At 71.3% G+C, this 14,821-nt stretch carries 11 protein-coding genes and 1 pseudogene; 3 read left to right on the forward strand and 9 right to left on the reverse strand.

All coding sequences use genetic code 11. From position 1 onward, the window contains the following. Nucleotides 1-28: 28 nt before the first annotated feature. Nucleotides 29-2,002, reverse strand: coding sequence for an N-acetylmuramoyl-L-alanine amidase (locus AC067N_RS29205; RefSeq protein WP_478681879.1), 1,974 nt, complete (start codon nt 2,000-2,002; stop codon nt 29-31). Nucleotides 2,003-2,222: 220 nt separating this feature from the next. Beyond that, a complete protein-coding gene (locus AC067N_RS29210; protein WP_478681880.1) occupies nt 2,223-3,365 on the reverse strand; it encodes an aminoglycoside phosphotransferase family protein in 1,143 nt (380 codons plus the stop codon). 234 nt (nt 3,366-3,599) lie between these two features. On the opposite strand from AC067N_RS29210, the gene AC067N_RS29215 reads away from it, so the two are divergent. Beyond that, a complete protein-coding gene (locus AC067N_RS29215; RefSeq protein WP_478681881.1) occupies nt 3,600-5,096 on the forward strand; it encodes a DNA-binding protein NsdB in 1,497 nt (498 codons plus the stop codon). A gap of 95 nt (nt 5,097-5,191) precedes the next feature. On the opposite strand, the gene AC067N_RS29220 is transcribed toward AC067N_RS29215, so the two are convergent. Beyond that, nucleotides 5,192-6,616: a PP2C family protein-serine/threonine phosphatase gene (locus tag AC067N_RS29220; protein WP_478681882.1), complete on the reverse strand. Its 1,425-nt coding sequence runs from the start codon at nt 6,614-6,616 to the stop codon at nt 5,192-5,194. A 472-nt stretch (nt 6,617-7,088) separates the two neighbouring features. Here AC067N_RS29220 and AC067N_RS29225 point away from each other — a divergent pair, with 472 nt between their 5' ends. Then, on the forward strand, nt 7,089-7,502 hold the full coding sequence (locus AC067N_RS29225; RefSeq protein WP_055540398.1) for an SsgA family sporulation/cell division regulator: 414 nt from the start codon (nt 7,089-7,091) through the stop codon (nt 7,500-7,502). A 55-nt stretch (nt 7,503-7,557) separates the two neighbouring features. Here AC067N_RS29225 and AC067N_RS29230 read toward each other — a convergent pair whose 3' ends face one another. The 3 genes from AC067N_RS29230 to AC067N_RS29240 form a co-directional block, all read right to left on the reverse strand. Beyond that, nucleotides 7,558-8,619, reverse strand: a complete 1,062-nt coding sequence (locus AC067N_RS29230) for a baeRF3 domain-containing protein (RefSeq protein ID WP_478681883.1) — start codon at nt 8,617-8,619, stop codon at nt 7,558-7,560. A gap of 273 nt (nt 8,620-8,892) precedes the next feature. Continuing rightward, entirely contained in the window at nt 8,893-9,423 is a 531-nt protein-coding gene (locus AC067N_RS29235) for a DUF4232 domain-containing protein (protein WP_478681884.1), read from the reverse strand. A 124-nt stretch (nt 9,424-9,547) separates the two neighbouring features. Then, nucleotides 9,548-11,128, reverse strand: coding sequence for an alpha/beta hydrolase (locus AC067N_RS29240; protein WP_478681885.1), 1,581 nt, complete (start codon nt 11,126-11,128; stop codon nt 9,548-9,550). 304 nt (nt 11,129-11,432) lie between these two features. Between AC067N_RS29240 and AC067N_RS29245 the strand changes: the two genes are divergently transcribed. After that, the gene (locus tag AC067N_RS29245) at nt 11,433-12,281 is read left to right on the forward strand and encodes a GNAT family N-acetyltransferase (RefSeq protein ID WP_478681886.1); all 849 of its coding nucleotides are present in this window, start codon (nt 11,433-11,435) and stop codon (nt 12,279-12,281) included. 14 nt (nt 12,282-12,295) lie between these two features. Here AC067N_RS29245 and AC067N_RS29250 read toward each other — a convergent pair whose 3' ends face one another. The 3 genes and pseudogenes from AC067N_RS29250 to AC067N_RS29260 form a co-directional block, all read right to left on the reverse strand. Further along, a complete protein-coding gene (locus AC067N_RS29250; protein WP_478681887.1) occupies nt 12,296-13,975 on the reverse strand; it encodes an ISAzo13 family transposase in 1,680 nt (559 codons plus the stop codon). Nucleotides 13,976-14,006: 31 nt separating this feature from the next. Next, a pseudogene (locus AC067N_RS29255) lies at nt 14,007-14,449 on the reverse strand (transposase); the annotation flags it as partial. Continuing rightward, nucleotides 14,361-14,819 carry a DNA-processing protein DprA gene (locus AC067N_RS29260; RefSeq protein WP_478681888.1) on the reverse strand — a complete coding sequence of 153 codons (459 nt, stop codon included), beginning with the start codon at nt 14,817-14,819 and terminating at the stop codon, nt 14,361-14,363. The gene AC067N_RS29260 and the pseudogene AC067N_RS29255, both read right to left, overlap by 89 nt. Between the last annotated feature and the right edge of the window lie 2 nt (nt 14,820-14,821).

Here is a 14,821-nt window from a genome sequence, read left to right on the forward strand (position 1 = left end):
GGCCGGCCCACCCGCCTCCGGGCACCGTTCAGATCACGGGCAGCACCCGCACGTCGGCCGCGCGCACGAACGCCACCCGGTGCCCGAACTGGATCTCGTAGTAGACGTCCTCGCCGGCCACGACCTTGTGCCCCGAGGTGTCGAAGGAGACGGCGTAGTAGTACTCGCCCTTCAGTCGGTCGCCCGCCACGTACCGCTGTCCCTCGAGGAACCTGTACGGCAGCGGGGACACCGCCTGGACCGGCACACCCGTCGGGTAGGCACCCTTCTCCGGGTAGGCCCTGCCGTACACCGGGACCTCCGCGAGCCCCTTCCGGGGCGTCACGACCAGCCCGGCCGCGCCGACCGCCGTGGGCTGCGTCGCAGGGTTGTGGAACCACGCCTTCTGGCCGAGGTACCAGATCGCCGTCCACGCGCCGCGCCGCTCGGCGACCGCGTACTGCTGGCCGGTGGAGACCCGTGAACCGAGGTCGTTCACGTCGATCGTGGAGGCGCCGCCGTCCGGACGCAGACCGATGTCCTTGATGAGGGGCGAGGTCGCGTCGGGCTCGCTGTACAGGCGTACCGCGCTGGACCCGTGCACCGCGCACGGCTGCCCCTTGGCGGCGCAGCCGGTGAACTCGGGCCGGTTCTCCGCGTAGTCGGGCAGGACGGTGACCATGCGGCTGTTCTCGCCCGCGGTCGGTCCGAACGGCCTGCCGAGCAGCTCGAAGTAGTGGCGCCAGTCCCAGTACGGGCCGGGGTCGGTGTGCATCCCCGGAATCGTCGCCGTCGTCGGGCCCGGCACGGTGTCGTGGCCCAGGATGTGCCGACGGTCCAGCGGGATACGGTACTTGGCGGCCAGGTACTTCACCAGCCGCGCCGACGTCCGGTACATCGCCTCCGTGTACCAGGCGTCCGGCGACGCGAGGAACCCCTCGTGCTCCAGACCGATCGACTTGGCGTTGACGTACCAGTTGCCGGCGTGCCAGGCCACGTCCTTGTTCTTCACATGCTGGGCGATGTGCCCGTCCGTGGACCGCAGCGAGTAGTGCCAGGACACATACGTCGGGTCCTGGACCAGCTTCAACGTGGTGTCCCAGGTGGCCTCGGTGTCATGGACGACGATGTACCGGATGCGCTGCGACGTCGGCCGGTCGGCCAGATCGTGGTTGCCGTAGTCCTGGTCGCCGAACTCCTCGTACGGCGCCGGGATCCACTCGCACGACACCGTGCGCGGGCACTCGGTGCCGGCCGCCGCCGGGGCGCGCAGCCCGCTCCGGGACAACTGCCCGGTCCCGGGGGCGAGCCCCGGCTCGGCGGGGAGCACCACCCGCTGACCGGCGTCGGTGACCCGGTGGGCGCCGTCCCGGATCACCGCGAACACCTCGTTCGCGTACGCCGCCGCCGTCGCGCGGTCGTCGGCGCCGGAGAACCGCGCCACCGCCCCGTACCAGTCCGCCGGGTCGGCGCTCGGCTTCCGGCCCAGCTCCCGCTGGGCCTCCGCCAGCAGCGCCGCACCGCCCGCCACATTGGCCGCGGCGTCCGTCCGCAGCGTCTCGGCCGGCAGCCCCGTCAGCTCGGCCGCCCTCGCCAACGTCCGCAGACGGGGCGGGAGATCGGCCTCCTCGGGCAGGTCCGCCCCGGACCGCAGTGGCGCGCGTGAGTCGTCCCCGCGCGGGTCCTCCGCGCCCTCGCTGTGATGCGGGGTCTCGGCCAGCGCCGAACGCGCGTCCGTGAGGTGCATGGGGCCGTAGCCACCGGTGACGCTCGGGGCGCCGCCGTGCGCGTCCCAGCGCGACTGGAGATAGGACACACCCAGCAGGACGCTGCGGGGCACCTCGTACCGGGCGGACGCCGTGGCGAAAGCGCCCTGCAGCCGGGCCGAGGACGACGACTGGCTGCCCGGCGGCGCCGCGCCCAGCAGCGGCAGCATCAGCACCGCCGGCGCGGCGGCGACCGCAGTAGCGCGGAGACGTCCGCGGCGGGGGGTGGGCCTGCGGTCGGTGGGGGATCCTCGCAAGGCGGCCTCCTGAAACGGTGGGGCGTTGGCGGGGCGTGCGGGGCCGAACGTGCACCAGTGCTATCGGTCCGCCGACGATCCGTCAATCAGGCCCGGCCGTGCCTCCGTTCCCCTCCATCCCCCTGCCACGACGTCCCTGGTCCGTGGCACGCCGGACTGCCGAGGGCGAAGGTCCGCGGTGCGCCGGTGTGCAGGGCGCGCCGCGGACCTTCGTTTCCCCTCAGCGAGTGCCGACCGCCGCCCGTACGGCCTTGCGGGCCAGCTGGCAGTCGTCGTGCAGCCGCCTGAGCAGCAGCCGCTGTTCCTCGCCGGACGGCGCAGCAGCCGGGTGGGCCGGGCCCGGTGCCGCCGGGGTCGTGTCGTGCATCGAACGCTGCACGGCCGTCTCGTACGTACGGATCTCACGGGTCAGTACGAGCATCAGATTCACCAGGAACGCGTCCCGCGAGGCCGGGCCCGCGGACTGCGCCAGCTGACTGATCTGACGGCGCGCCACGGGGGCGTCCCCCAGCACCGCCCACAGGGTCGCCAGGTCGTAGCCCGGCAGGTACCACCCCGCGTGTTCCCAGTCCACCAGCACGGGACCGGCCGGTGAGAGCAGGATGTTCGACAGCAGGGCGTCGCCGTGACAGAACTGGCCCATGCCCTGACGGCCCGCGGCGTGCGCGATGCCGTGGAGGAGTTTCTGCAGATCGCCCATGTCCCGGTCGGTGAGCAGACCCAGCTCATGGAATCGGGAGATCCGCTCCGCGTAGTCGAGCGGAGCGTCGAACGTGCCGGCCGGCGGCCGCCAGGCGTTCAACCGGCAGATCGCGCCGAGCGCCGCCCGGATGTCGGCGCGCGGCGGCGCCTCCACCGGATGCCGCTGCAGTGCGGCCACCCGGCCCGGCATCCGCTCGATGACCAGGGTGCAGTTGTCCGGGTCCGCCGCGATCAGTCTCGGCACCCGCACCGGAGGGCGGTGCCGGACGAACGAACGGTAAGCGGCTATTTCGTGCCGGAGCCGCTCCTCCCAGATGGAGGAGTGGTCCAGTAAACACTTGGCGACGGCCGTGCTGCGCCCTGTCGTACCGACGAGCAGCACCGAGCGGCCGCTGCGGCGCAGCACCTGGACCGGGGCGAACTCCGGACAGATGCGGTGCACCGACGCGATGGCCGTGCGCAGCTGCGCGCCCTGGGGGCCGGACAAGTCGAGTCTCCCGCTGAGCGGCTGGGGGCCGAACCCCGCAACGCGCCGAGCCCGGCCGGCACCGAGTCCGGGGGCCGCCGTGCGGGTGGGGTCGAGGTAGGGGCCGCTGCCGCCCGGCTGGCGGGGTGCGAGCGGCCGGGGCGGAGCGGACACGGAGGACGATGCTGTGTACATGGGCGAATACAGATCCCTTCGTGTGCCTGCGATGTCACGCGCTACCCGCCCCGGCCGCCCGGGGACACCCTGGGGAGTGCCTGTCGGGCGACCGGGCCGGGGTGGCGCTTTCCTACCTGACACCGGATGGCCCATGGCACACCATGTAGCGCACCCTGGCGAAGCCTGGCGAATAGTCCCCCTGCAACTGACAGCGGGCTACATTCAACTCAGCCGAGAACCTGGGGGCTTGACGTGAGCGGACAACCCAACACCCGACTTTCAGACCTGTTCGGCCTGGCCGGCTGGTCGAAGGGCGAGCTCGCGAGGCTGGTCAACCGGCAGGCGGCGGCCATGGGCCATCCGCAGCTGGCGACCGACACCTCACGGGTGCGGCGCTGGATCGACATGGGAGAGATCCCGCGTGATCCCGTGCCGCGGGTGCTGGCGGCGCTGTTCACCGAGCGTCTCGGCCGTGTCGTGACCATCGAGGACCTCGGTCTGGTCCGGCACGGGCGTACGGGGAAGCGGCAGGGCGGCGGGAATGCGGAGCATCCCGACGGTGTGCCGTGGGCGCCCGAACGGACTGCCGCGGTCCTCACCGAATTCACGGGAATGGACCTCATGCTCAACCGACGCGGCTTGGTGGGTGCGGGCGTCGCGCTCACCGCGGGATCAGCACTCAGCAGCGCCATGCACGACTGGTTGCACACCGACCCGGCTCTCAAGGCCGACGCTCCCGACCTCGACGACCCCCTGCAGGCCGACCCCGTTGGGTTCGACCGCTATGAGGCCGCCCCCATCGGATCGCAGGAGATCGAGGAACTGGAGCGCTCGGTCGAGGTGTTCCGGGCCTGGGACGCGGCCCGTGGCGGCGGGCTGCAGCGCAAGGCTGTCGTGGGACAGCTGAACGAGGTGGGAGGCATGCTCTCCTACCGCCACCCCGAACATCTCCAGCGGCGTCTGTGGGGCGTCGCCGCCAACCTCGCCGTCCTCGCGGGCTGGATGTCGCACGACGTCGGCCTTGAACCCACCGCCCAGAAGTACTTCATCATCGCCGCCCACGCCGCCAGGGAGGGCGGGGACCGGCCCCGGGCCGGTGAGGCCCTCTCCCGGGCGGCCCGGCAACTGGTGCACCTCGGCAAGCCCGACGAGGCGCTCGATCTCATGAAGCTCGCCCAGTCCGGCTCCGGCGAGCAGGCGCTGCCCCGTACCAAGGCCATGTTCCACACCATCGAGGCCTGGGCTCAGGCGTCCATGGGCAAGGGCCAGGCCATGCGCCGCACGCTCGGGCAGGCGGAGGACCTCTTCGTCTCCGACAAGGGCGACGGCCCGGCGCCGAGTTGGATGCAGACCTTCAAGGACGAGGACCTGTACGGCATGCAGGCGCTCGCCTACCGCACCCTGGCCGAGTTCGAGCCCGGCGCGGCCGTGCACGCCCAGCACTACGCGGAGAAGGCCCTGGCCCTGCGCAACGACGGACGGGAACGGTCGAAGATCTTCGACCATCTCTCCATGGCGTCCGCCTGCTTCATCGCGGACGACCCCGAGCAGGCGAACCGGTACGCGCGGCTGGCCCTGATGTCGATGGGGACGAACTCCTCGGGCCGCACCTGGGACCGGCTGCGTCAGATGTACCGGCTCACCGGCCAGTACTCCAGCTACCCGAAGATCCAGGACCTGCGGGAGGAGATCGAACTCGCCCTGCCCAAGCCCCGGTCGAGGAACGGGGGCGACACCGCGTCGGCGTGATCGCCGGCCGTAGGCCCTCCTCGGCCCCGACTCGATGTGAAGCGAGTGCGTCGGCCGTCAGTCGCCCCCCGTGAGAAGATCACCGCTGCTCGACGTCAGGCGATGACCCGGGCGACGAGGACACAGGCGTCGTCCTCGCGTTCACCGTCGCCGAACTCCTCCACCACCGCCCGTACCCCGTCCCGGGCCGTACGCGCCTCCGCGAACCGCGGGGCCAGGTCCAGCAGCCGGTGGACGGCGGCCCGTCCCCCGGGGACCAGTCCATCGGTGTGCAGCAGCAGCACATCACCCGGCCGGAGCGTCACCTCGGCCTGCCCGTAGACGGCACCCGAGGTCGCTCCGAGCAGGGCACCGTCCGGTGCCGGCAGCACCCGCCCCGTCCCGTCGCGGAACAGCAGCGGGGCGGGGTGCCCCGCCTGTGCCCACACCAGGGTGCGGGTCGCCGGGCGGTAGCGGCAGCACATGGCACTGCCGAGGGCGGGCTGCACGGTGGCGTCCAGTAACTGGTTGAGGCAGGCCATCAGCTGCCCCGGCTCGGATCCGGCCATGGCCATACCGCGTACCGCGCCGATCAGCGTCGCCATGCCCGAGGTGACGGCCACGCCGTGGCCGGTGAGCTCACCGATGCTCAAAAGGCTGTCACCGTCGGGTAGTTCGAGCGCGTCGTACCAGTCACCGCCGATCAGGGCGGTCGTCGAGCAGGGCAGATAGCGGGCCGCCAGGTCAAAGGTCTCGGGCCCCCGGTGCGGGAGTCGCAGGGAGCCGCGCCACGGCGGCAGCACCGCCTCCTGGAGCTCGACCGCCAGCCGGTGTTCCGCCCGCGCGATGTGCCTCCGGCGTTCGAGTGACTCGCGTGTCTCGCTCACCGCCCGCTGGCTGCGCCGCAGCTCGCTGACGTCCCGCAGAACCGCCCACATGGACGCGGTGTTGCCGTCGTCGTCGAGCACGGGTTCGCCCATCATGTGCACCGTGCGCACCGTGCCGTCGGGCAGCACGATCCGGAACTCGCCGTCGATGCGCCTGGCGTCGATCAGACAGTCCGTCACCATCGCCGTCAGCTGCGGCCGGTCCTCCTCCAGCACCAGTGACGGCAGTTCGTCGAGCGTGAGTGCCGGGGCGGCCGGATCGCGGCCGAGGATCTCGTACAGCTCCCCGGACCAGCTCGCCTCGTCCGTCAGGAGGTTCCACTCGGCGCTGCCGACCCGGCTGAGCAGCGAGTCACGCCGGGGTTCCGCGACCGGTACGGCGGGGGTGCCGGCCTCGTCCCCTCCGGACGTCGGGGCCGCGGGGCCGTCCCGCAGCTGGGCCAGGTGCTCGTCGAGGTCGTCGAGTTGATGGAGCGCCAGATCACACAGGGCCCGCTGCCAGCGTCCCTCGGCGTCCGTCCCGTCGGCGGGTGTGTCACGCCGTACGGCGTCCATGTCGCCGCGCAGCCGACGTGTCTGCGAGATGAGCGCGTCGACCGTGCCGCGTCGGGGCGGCTGGGCGGCTGGACGATCCGCAGAGAGATGGGACGGCATCACGTACTCCGATGGGGGACGGTACGACCAACGCTGACGGATGGGCCGGTTACGACTGTTGCACAGGCCGCGACGCGCTGTAAGGGATTCGGCAAGACACGATCCGGTGGTGCTTCCGGCATATGCCACAGTCCTCGCGGGCCGGGTCCCTCGCCGTGACCCGCTACGCGCTCGGAGGGTCAAGTCGTAGGAGCAGTACGTTACTTGATGGATCTGTGGGGTCGTCCCGGACCGCCTTCAAGCCCGTGTTCGAGGGGCGTATGTGCGAGCCGCTTTGATCGTGCGGAGCGGTGTCTGTACATCGGAGGGCACCCGGCGTCCGCCGGGCCGACGAGCGGCTCGAGTCCCGGGGAATCGGGGTGACTTGGGTCACAGAGGTGAATCCAGGGAAGCGTCGCGCGCGAATGCCCTTCGCGAGGCCGACGAGGCACGTCGGCGCAGTACCGAACCGGATCCGAAACGGAGAGCGCGCATGACCGTCACACTGGAACAGCCCGCACGAGTCCTCCTGGTCACGGCCGAGGACCGCGAGCTGCCGGTGCCCACCACGCTGCGCTACACCTCCGACGACCCGCTGGCCGTGCACCTCGACTTCCCCGCGGACATCTCGCTCAGCGGCTCCATGGTGACCTGGACGTTCGCCCGTGAACTGCTCGACGAGGGGCTGCGCAAACCCGCCGGAACCGGGGACGTGCACATCTGGCCCTGCGGACGCACCCGCACGGTCGTGGAACTGCACTCGCCGCACGGCATGGCCCTGCTCCGGTTCGACACGGCCGCCCTCCGGCGCTTCCTGGTGCGCACCTTCGCCGTCGTCGGCTCCGGCAGCGAACCGGTGGGGCGCGCCGTCGACCGGGGGCTGACGGCACTCTTCGACGGCGTCTGACCGGCCTCGGGGGCGGTGCGCGGCGTCCGACCACCGCCCGCGGGACGGGGCGGGATCAGTAGCGCAGGACGCCCGCGATACCCCGCGCGTCGCCGAGGGTGCCGTCGGGCACGAACCGCACCTCGGCTCCGGTGTCCAGACACCGCTCGACGATCTCGTCCACGATGTCGTCGCGGGCGTCCAGATCGCCGCTCTCCGCCGGTACGAGGTGGACGCCGCCGTCGGCGCGGACGGTCGCCCGGTAGTTCTCCTCGACCGCCAGGAGCTGGATGCGGCCCTGCTCCGCGTTCTGCCGGACCTCGTCGACCCCGGCCGCGAACGCCTTGCTGCCCCGGGCCGCTTCGAGCCGCCGGGCCACCGCGTCGACGTTCCTGCGGTTCTCGGCCTCGACGATCGGGCCGATCGCCTGCCACACGGCCTCCGGGGTGCCGTGCGCCAGACCGCCGTGCGCGATGTGGGTGGCGTCCTTGGTGACCGTGCCGATCTCGTCGAGGAGGGACAGCGCCGCCGTCTCGCCCGTCACGTACAGGGGGCGTGGATGTGTGCGCAGCACACGGCTCATCGCGGTGTCGGCGTCCCGCAGGAAGTGCCGGGTGTCCTCGTCCCGGAAGGTGCTCGGCATGTCGCCGATCCGCTGCTGCCGCTCGGCGTCGAAGTTGTCGCGGTCCCGGCCGAGGGGGAACCCGCCGGTGCGCGCGGGCGTGACCCGGTCGCCGGCGCCGCTCCACAGCGCGACCCGGTCGGAGTGCGCGGCCACCAGGTTCCGGGTCAGGAAGGTGTCCGCGAGCACCACGCGCTCCGGTACCGGCCGGGCCAGTGACCACACCTGGTGCTCACCCGGCGCCGCGAAGATCACCAGACCGTCCTCGGCGTGCGCCAGGTCCACCTCGGCCAGGGCCCGGTCCAGCTGCTCGACGACGTCGTTGCGCCGCTCGCGGGTGACCGCGGGATCGTGCTCCAGCTGCTTCTTCGCCTCGGCGAGCACATTGCGGAGCCGGACCGGATCCTGGGTGTTCTCCGGTTCCCGGCGATGCGTCGGCGTCAGTACCGACACGGCGGGGTAGGGCCGCGGACGGCGCAGCTCGGTGAGGGTCGCGGGGCTGAGGGCATGCTCCATGACTTCACGATAGGACTGAATCGCGCGTCGGGCATTTGGGGTATTCCGGTCGCCGGTCACGGCCCGCCCGGGCCCGGCCCGCAGCATGGTCATGCTCCGCCCGGGCCCGGCCCGCAGCATGGTCATGCCCCGCCCGGGCCCGGCCCGCAGCATGGTCATGCTCCGCCCGGGCCCGGCCCGCGGCACGGGTCGGGCCCGCCGCCACGCACCGGTGAGGGTGCGCGGCCGACGGGCCCGGCCCGGCCGTTCAGCGGCGGTCGTGCGCCGTACGGGTCAGCCGACGTCCTTCTTCAGCGACTTGTCCGCGGCGGCCTGGGACGCCTTCCACCAGGTCGTCACGGGCTCCCAGACCTTCACCTTCTTGCTCGCGCCGAGCTGCTTCAGGGTGAACGTACGGCCGTTGAGGTTCGGGTTGGCCGACACGGTGACCGTGTCGACGCGGCGCGCCTCGGGGTCCTTGAGGTCGGCGATCGTGCGGACCGCCGCGTACGCCGTCTTCCCGGGGCCCAGCTTGTACGGCCCGCTCTCGCCCCACGGCACCGGCTGGGCCGCCCCGTCGAGGTCGCCGAACGTGACCACGGGAAGGCGGTCGATCGTGCAGGAGCGGTTGCCGGTGTTCTTGACGGTGAGGTGCAGGATCCTCTTGTCCTTCGCCTGCTTGGCGCCGAGCTTGAGGGCCTTCGCCTTGCAGACGGGGACCTTGGCGGCCGGCTGGGCGGCCAGGCCCTGCGGCGCGGCCGCGATGAGCAGCGCGGCGCCGGCGGTCGCCACGGTCGAGAGGGTGAGGACGGAACGGATACGCATCGGTGGATTCCCCCAGGTCTGGTCACATACGGGTGCGGGTCGCGTGAAATGCGACGCGCACCCAGTGTGACCCGCGAGACGCGGGCGGGGTTGTACCGATCTGCGCGTGTTACACGCCTGATGCTCAATCGTCGGCTCCGCATGAACTTCCGTCGTCGGGCAGCGAGCCGTACAGCAGGAACTCATGGACCTTCTCGCGCACGCATTTCGACGACCCGTACCCGGTGTGCCCCTGCCCCTTGTTGTCGAGGACGACCGCCGAGGAGCCGAGCCGCTTCGCCGTCTCCACGGTCCAGCGGTACGGCGTCGCCGGATCGCCCCTGGTGCCCACCAGCAGCATCTGCGGGGTGCCCACGTCCCGTACCTCCGTGCGGATGAAGTCCGTGCCCTTCGGGCGGCCGTAGCACATCAGCACCTGGGTCAGCCGGTACCTGCCGAACACCGGGGAGGCGTCCTCGTACGCGGCGCGCAGGTCCTCGATGTCCTCGGCGATCCGGTCGGCGGTGGGCCGGTCGGGGTCGTCGGCGCAGTTGATCGCCATCAGCGCGGCGGGGACGTTGTCGAGCGGTACGTCCTCCTCGTCGACGAGTCCGCCGCTCGGAGTCGGTGTGGCGGACCGGGGAGGTTTGCTCATCCCGCCGGAAGCGAGCGCCGCGACGCCCCGGGTGTCCCCGTCGTTGACGAGCATGTTGAGGGCCTGTGTGAGCGCGGGCCACATCTGTTCGCTGTAGAGCGCCTGGCTGATGGCACCCACCAGGTCCTGGCCGGAGAACTCCTGCCCGAAGTCCGTGGGTACGGGGTACTCGTCCAGCGACTCGACGAGCTCGACGACCTGTTCCCGGGCCGTCCGGGAGTCCTGCCCGAACGGGCAGGTCAGTTGCTCGGTACACGCGTCGAGATAGTCCTCCAGCGCGGTCTGCTGCCCCTGTGCGCCGACCAGGCCCTGCTCCGACAGCGGTTCGGTGAGGGTGTCGACGCCGTCGAGCACCATGCGGCCCACCCTCTTCGGGAACTGCGCCGCGTACACCGCTCCCAGCCGGGTCCCGTAGGAGAACCCGAGGTAGTTGAGCTTCTTGTCGCCGAGAGCGGCGCGCATCACGTCCAGGTCGCGTGAGGCGTTGACCGTGCCGATGTGCGGCAGCACCGGACCGGAGTGCTTCCCGCAGGCCGCGGCGGCCTTCTGCAACTGCTCGAGTGCGGCCCGAGGGTCGTTCGCGTCGTCACCGTCGTCCGTCGCCTCCATGGCTTCCTCGGTGCCCTCGCCGCAGCTCACGGGGGAGGAGCGGCCCACGCCGCGCGGATCGAACGAGACGACGTCGTACCCCTTGGTCAGATCCATGAACTCCGCCCCGCCATAGGCGAGTTCGGGGACGCCCGGACCGCCGGGGCCGCCGAAGTTCAGCAGCAGGCTGCCGCGTGAGTCGCCCGTCGCCCGGTAGCGGGCCATCGCCAGGTCGAGCGTGCCGTCCTGGGGCCGCGCGTAGTCGAGGGGCACGGTGACCTTGCCGCAGCGCAGGTCCCCGGGCATTTCCGGACCCGTACACCTGCGCCACTTGATCTTCTGGTCGTAGAAGCGGGACAGGTCGGGACGCTCGTCGTCCTGCTCTTCGGCGCCCGCCGCCGCACCCGGCAGCCCGGCCCCCAGCAGGGCCAGCACCATGACCGCGGCTCCGCTGAACGGACGCCGTCTGCGCGTGGACCGCATGCGTGCCTCCAGGGGCACCCGGCCAGGGGCGACCGGGGACGACCCCCGGATCACGATAGGCGGGCCCCCGCCGCCGCGCCTCCCGGAGAGCGACCCGCCCGGACCTGCCCTGGCCTCTGCCGCAACGGGGCGTACGACGACCGGACACCCGTCACCCGTCCGCGTGAACCCGGCCGGGCCCGAGCCCCGGTTTTCCCGCGATCTCGTCCGTATCCCCTCTCGCGACGCCCCTCGGATGCGACGAGGATGCTGCGGGCGTGCGGCCGACCACCGCACTCGCGACCTCGTCGAACGGAGCGCAGAGATGACCACTTCGGGGGCTCATGACCTCGTCGTCAGCCGGGCCACGCTCGACGACTGGGCGGTGGTCTCCGCGTGGGCGGGCGAGGAGGGCTGGAACCCCGGGCTCTCGGACGCCGCGTGCTTCTTCGCCCAGGACCCCGACGGATTCTTCATCGGCAGGATCGACGGGGAGCCGGTCTCGTCCGTGTCCGTCGTCAACTACGACGCCGACTACGCCTTCCTCGGCTTCTACCTCGTCCGCCCGGACCTGCGCGGCCGCGGCTACGGCCTGACCACCTGGAAGACGGCCCTCGCCCACGCCGAGGGCCGCACGGTCGGTCTCGACGGGGTGGTCGCCCAGCAGGACAACTACCGGCAGTCGGGTTTCGACTTCGCCCACCGCACCTTCCGCTACACGGGCACCGCGCCCCGGGCGGCCGTTCCCGCAGGCGTCGGGCCCGTCGAGGACCCGAGGGCCGTCGCCGCGTACGACAGCGCCTGCTGCGCCGCCGACCGCCCCACCTTCCTGGAGCGCTGGCTGACCACCGAGGGGCACCGGGCACTGGCCCGCGTCGTCGACGGACGGCTCACCGGCTACGGCGTCATCCGGCCCGGCCGTGACGCGCTGCGCGTCGGCCCCTTGTTCGCGGACACCGAAGCGGACGCCCGGGCGCTCCTCGCGGGCCTGGCCGCCGAGGCCGCGGGCAGGGTGTTCGCCATCGACGTGCCGGAGGCGAACAGGGCGGCGGTCGCCCTGGCCGAGGAGTACGGCCTGACCCCCTCGTTCGAGACGGCCCGGATGTACACCGGCCCGATCCGGCCGTACACCCGGGAGCGCGTCTTCGGGGTCACGACTCTGGAGCTCGGCTAAGGGCTTGCCGGGAATCAACACGCTGGTTTGATCTTGGTGTTGTCTGGGGTGAGGAATCTGGCGATGTCGGCTGGCGTGTGGAATCGGGCTGTCGAGGCGGGGATCTGGACTCCGTGTGCTTCCAGGAGCGGGCGGACGTCTTTGACTGCGCGGCTGATGGTCATGGCGGTGGTGTTGAAGAGTTGCCCGAGAAGCTCCTGAAGACTGTGCTTTCGCAGGTAGAGGATGGTGACCAGGATCCGTTCACCGTGGGTGAGTTTGGGTTTGCGGCCCGTGCCGTAGGTGACGCGGCGTGGTCCGCCGCGGGCTGCGTGGCGGGCTTGTTCACGGCGCTCTTCCAGCTCAGGGACCACGGTGTCGATGAGGTCGCTGAGTTGCTGGCGTGTCATGCCGGTCAGTTCAGGGTGCTGCAGGTCATAGGCCGTGAGGGGATGGGCTCCACCGGCTGGCGGCCCGCCCCGCCGGGTGCGGTCCGGGTGCGGTGGGTGGCCGGCGGGGTGGAGGGTGTAGTTCCAGTCTCCGTGGAAGCGATGGCGGGTGATCGGCAGGGCGGCGATGGCCTCGTCGCTGATCTGGATGCCGGTGGGGTACTGGCCGCTGTCGAGTTCTGCGTGCACCGTCAGGCCAGTGCGGTTGGTGGTCGCGGCGATGGTTTGGAGCATGACTTCATGGCTGGTCAGGGGCCTGTCGCGCCAGTTCATGGTGATGTGGGAGAACAGCCGGTGCTCGATCTTGTTCCACTTTGATGTGCCGGGTGGCAGGTGACACACGGTGATCTCCAGGCCGGTCTCACGGGCGAGGTCGGCGAGGTGGGTCTTCCAGCCGCGGGTGCGGTAGCCGTTGGAGCCCCCGGCATCAGCGGTGATCAGCAGCCGGCGGGCCTGGGGGTAGTCGTGCCGGCCGCGGGTCTGCCACCAGCGGCGGATCGAGGCGACGGCGAAGGCCGCGGTGTCGTGGTCGGTGCCGATGCTGACCCAGCCGGTGTTCGCGGCGGTGTCGTAGATCCCGTACGGGATCGCCTTCTCGGCCTGGCTGGGGAAGTCGTGCGTGTTGACCTGAACGGGCTGCTGGGCGGGCCGCCACTCGTGCCCGGCGTTCTTGTAATTGCCGATCAGTTCCTTCTTCTTGGTGTCCACGCTGATCACTGCATCTCCGGCGTCCCGGTGATCGCGTGCCTGCTCGTTGAGATAGCGAAACTGGGCGTCCCGGTCCGGGTGCTGGGCGCCTTCGACGGTCTTGGCGTTGGCCTGCAGACTGAAACCCTCCTCGCGCAGCAGGCCCGCGACCGTGTCGGCGGAGACTCGGTGGCCCTGCCGGGTCAGCTCCGCTGCCAGGTTCCGGGTCGACTTCGTCGTCCAGCGCAACGGCGACATCGGGTCGCCCCGCTCATCGGGCTCGACCAACGCCAGCAGCGCCGGCCGCAGTCCCGGGTCGAGTTCTGTCGCCCTCTTCCGGCCTCCGCCCGCGCGGCGGACTCGCCCCAACGGGCCCTGACCGGATTCCAGTTCAGCCACCCCGCGCGAGACCGTGCCCTCCTGGACTCCGGCCGCACGGGCGACGAGCCTGATCCCACCGTGCCCCAGCGACCGCGCCTCCGCCCCCATGGCCAGCCGGCGCTGGCGCTCGTCCAGATGCGGCAACAACGTCTCGAACTTCGCCGCCAGAACGGCCTCGATACCCTCCGTACTCCCCATACCACTTCAACGATCCCCGGAGCTGGAAGTCACGACTTATTTCCCGGCAAGCCCTAAAGGAGTAGGGCCAGCCGGGGATGAACTGGTCGCTGAGCGTCCGCTGCGCCCGTAGACGTGGCAGAACAGGCGGTCTGGGCTACACGGGGCGTCGGGTCGCAGCCAGTTGCTCACGTCGACCGCGAGGACGAGCCGGTTGTCGGCGGCCTTGGGCTGGGGCAGCACGGCCAGCGCCCGCCGCAGCCCGTCCACATCGATGCGGCCATGGTTCAGCGCGTCGTTTAACGCACCGTGCCCGCGGCGGTGCTCGGCCAGCAGCGTCAGGTCGACCGGCGCCTTCACCGGCCCGTTCTCGCAGAGCATCGCGTCGCACATCTCGAACAGCGTGTCACCGCGCCAGGTCAGGAACGAGTAGAAGTCCTCCCGGAAGTGTGACGCGAAGTCGAACGCGTCCCGGCGGGCACCGTGTTGCAGCAGACTCACCCCTGCGGCCTTGGCGTGATCCCGGTTCTGTGACGGAACGCAGGATCGCCCAGCCCTCGCCCAGCATCTTCTTGGCCCAGGGCTGTGTGTCGGCGAGGGAACGGATCAGGAAGACGAGCTTGCCGTGCTCGGCGGCCAGGCGGGCATGCATCTTCGCGCCTGACGTGCTCGAGGCCTCGATGACGACGCTGCCCAGCGTGGTGCCGGACGTGACGACGTTGCGGTGGGGGAAGGTGTACTTCGCCTGGGGCTCGTGGGCCAGAACTGGCTCAGCAGCGCTCCCCCGGCGCTGAGGATCGCAAGACGAAGGACATCTTCGGTGGAGGGCACGAGAAGCGCCCTCCACCGAAGACCAGGACAGCACTT

The organism is Streptomyces sp. NPDC042364 (assembly GCF_056437585.1).

Coding starts and splice junctions, on each gene's coding strand:
- AC067N_RS29210 (WP_478681880.1), bottom strand. CDS start 3,365: ATGTACACAGCATCGTCCTCCGTGTCCGCTCCGCCCCGGCCGCTCGCA.
- AC067N_RS29220 (WP_478681882.1), bottom strand. CDS start 6,616: ATGCCGTCCCATCTCTCTGCGGATCGTCCAGCCGCCCAGCCGCCCCGA.
- AC067N_RS29225 (WP_055540398.1), top strand. CDS start 7,089: ATGACCGTCACACTGGAACAGCCCGCACGAGTCCTCCTGGTCACGGCC.
- AC067N_RS29230 (WP_478681883.1), bottom strand. CDS start 8,619: ATGGAGCATGCCCTCAGCCCCGCGACCCTCACCGAGCTGCGCCGTCCG.
- AC067N_RS29235 (WP_478681884.1), bottom strand. CDS start 9,423: ATGCGTATCCGTTCCGTCCTCACCCTCTCGACCGTGGCGACCGCCGGC.
- AC067N_RS29240 (WP_478681885.1), bottom strand. CDS start 11,128: ATGCGGTCCACGCGCAGACGGCGTCCGTTCAGCGGAGCCGCGGTCATG.
- AC067N_RS29245 (WP_478681886.1), top strand. CDS start 11,433: ATGACCACTTCGGGGGCTCATGACCTCGTCGTCAGCCGGGCCACGCTC.
- AC067N_RS29250 (WP_478681887.1), bottom strand. CDS start 13,975: ATGGGGAGTACGGAGGGTATCGAGGCCGTTCTGGCGGCGAAGTTCGAG.